Origin of the sequence: Streptomyces sp. NPDC006265 (assembly GCF_040613555.1) — a bacterium.
In the GTDB taxonomy this organism is placed as follows: Bacteria; Actinomycetota; Actinomycetes; order Streptomycetales; family Streptomycetaceae; genus Streptomyces.
In genome coordinates, this window is record NZ_JBEXSH010001102.1 from 1 (window position 1) to 2,521 (window position 2,521).

At 70.4% G+C, this 2,521-nt stretch carries 2 protein-coding genes; both read left to right on the forward strand.

Translation table 11 applies throughout. From position 1 onward, the window contains the following. The first annotated feature begins 168 nt into the window (after positions 1-168). Positions 169-1,230, forward strand: coding sequence for an NAD-dependent epimerase/dehydratase family protein (locus ABZ281_RS45770; protein WP_184909394.1), 1,062 nt, complete (start codon positions 169-171; stop codon positions 1,228-1,230). A 14-nt stretch (positions 1,231-1,244) separates the two neighbouring features. Next, complete coding sequence (locus ABZ281_RS45775; RefSeq protein WP_356664352.1) at positions 1,245-2,300, forward strand: 1-acyl-sn-glycerol-3-phosphate acyltransferase; 1,056 nt, start codon at positions 1,245-1,247, stop codon at positions 2,298-2,300. Positions 2,301-2,521 lie beyond the last annotated feature (221 nt).

Below are 2,521 nucleotides of genomic sequence, written 5' to 3' on the forward strand. Positions count from 1 at the left end.
ACACGCATATCCGCCTCGGGCCCGCGGCCGCGGCCCGGCGCTCCTGCGTCCGGCTGCTTCGGTCACTTCACGCATCGGGCGGTCATCACAGCGCAACGACAACCCGCTAAGTTGGCCCCACGGGGGAACGCGGCGGGGGCAAGACGTTCTGGAAGGAAGGCGCTGATCTTGGGCAAGGTCGTGCTCGTGACCGGAGTGGCCCGCCAGCTGGGGGGCCGGTTCGTCAGGCGGATCCAGCGGGACCCCGAGGTCGACCGGGTCGTCGCCGTGGACGCGGTGCCGCCCGAGCACCATCTGGGCGGTGCGGACTTCATCCAGGCCGACATCCGGCAGCCCGGGATCGCGCGGGTGCTCGCCGAGACGGGCGCCGACACGATCGTCCACCTGGACGTGACGGGCACGCCGCTGGGCAGCGGCAACCGGGCCTCCCTGAAGGAGACCAACGTCATCGGCACCATGCAGCTGCTCGGTGCCTGCCAGAAGTCCCCGTCCGTGCAACGGCTGGTCGTGAAGTCCAGCACCAACGTCTACGGCTCCGCGCCCCGCGACCCGGCCGTGTTCACCGAGACGACCCCGCCCAAGTCCCTGCCCAGCGGCGGCTTCGCCAAGGACACCGTCGAGGTCGAGGGCTACGTCCGCGGCTTCGCGCGACGCAGGCCCGATGTGGCCGTGTGCGTGCTGCGGTTCGCCAACATCCTGGGCCCGACCGCGGACACCCCGCTCGTCTCGTACTTCGCGCTGCCGGTCCTGCCGACGGTGTTCGGCTACGACCCGCGGCTGCAGTTCGTGCACGAGGACGATGTGGTCGAGGTGCTGCGGATCGGCTCGCACGAACCCCGGCGGGGCACGCTCAACAGCGGCACCTTCAACATCGCCGGCGACGGTGTGCTGCTGCTCTCCCAGTGCTCCCGGCGCCTCGGGCGGCCCACCGTGCCCCTGCTGCTGCCGGCCGTCACGTGGGCGGGCTCGCTGGTGCGTACGCTGGGCATGACGGATTTCTCGCCCGAGCAGATCCGGCTGCTCACACACGGCCGGGTGGTGGCCACGGGCCAGATGCGCGAGACGCTGGGATTCCAGCCCAAGTACACGACCGCGGAGACGTTCGCGGACTTCGCCCGCAGCCAGGGCCCCGGACTTCTTCCGCCGGAGGCCCTTGCGGGGGCCGTCGACCGGATCGCCGACTCGCCTCTCGCGGGCGGCGGACACTCCCCGACGCAGAGCGCCAACTGAGGAGCGCATCAACGATGGCGGACGCCAAGGTCATTCCGTTCGACGACGACCGGTCCCGGGGGAGCGCCGTGCAGCGTCCCCAGCGGCGCCGGAGCGCCGGGAACCGCCGCTCGGGCGCGGAGTCCGTGCCGGTACGTGAGGTGCAGCCCCTGCCCACCAGGGCTGTTCCGCAGGATGATGTTCCTGTGACTTCTGAGGAACAGCCGCCGGAGCCTTCCCGGGACGGCGAGGGCGGGCTGGAACGGCGGATCGCGGGCGGCCTCGCCTTCCTGCGCCGCCGCCTCACCGGGGACTACGAGGTCGACGACTTCGGCTACGACGAGGAGCTCACCGACCAGGTCCTGATGTCCCTGCTGCGACCGCTGTACGACACGTACTTCCGGGTCGAGGTGAAGGGCATCGAGAACATCCCGTCCGAGGGCGGCGCCCTGATCGTCGCCAACCACTCCGGAACGCTGCCGATGGACGGCCTGATGATGCAGGTCGCCGTGCACGACAACCACCCGGCGGGCCGGCATCTGCGGCTGCTCGCCGCGGACCTGGTGTTCATGCTGCCGGTGGTCAACGAGCTGGCCCGCAAGCTGGGTCACACCCTGGCGTGTGCCGAGGACGCGTCCCGGCTGCTGCAGCAGGGCGAACTGGTCGGGGTGATGCCGGAGGGCTTCAAGGGTCTCGGCAAGCCCTTCGCGGACCGCTACAAGCTCCAGCGCTTCGGCCGCGGTGGTTTCGTCTCGACGGCGCTGCGCGCGGGGACGCCGATCGTGCCCTGCTCGATCGTCGGGGCGGAGGAGATCTATCCGATGATCGGCAACGCCAAGACGGTCGCGCGGCTGCTGGGCTTTCCGTACTTCCCGATCACGCCCACGTTCCCGTGGCTCGGGCCGCTCGGGGCGATGCCGCTGCCGACCAAGTGGACGATCCAGTTCGGTGAGCCGATCCTCACGGACGGCTATCCGCCGGAGGCGGCCGAGGACCCGATGCTGATGTTCAACCTGACCGACCAGGTCAGGGAGCAGATCCAGCACACCCTGTACAAGCTGCTGGTGCAGCGGCGGTCGGTGTTCTTCTGACGCCGACGTTCGCCACAGCCCGCCGGGCGCTCCAAGCCGCCGGACGGAGTCCGGCGCAGCTGTTCGAAGCCTGCGGAGCAGTGCGAGGGCAGCAGACGGGAGGGGCCAAGCCGCTGGTGCAGACGCGGTCGGTGTTTTTCTGAGGTCGGTGTTCTTCTGAGCCTGCCCGGGAGAACGGCCTCGTGGACGACGTGGCCGCCACCCAGGAGGAGCTGCTCGCC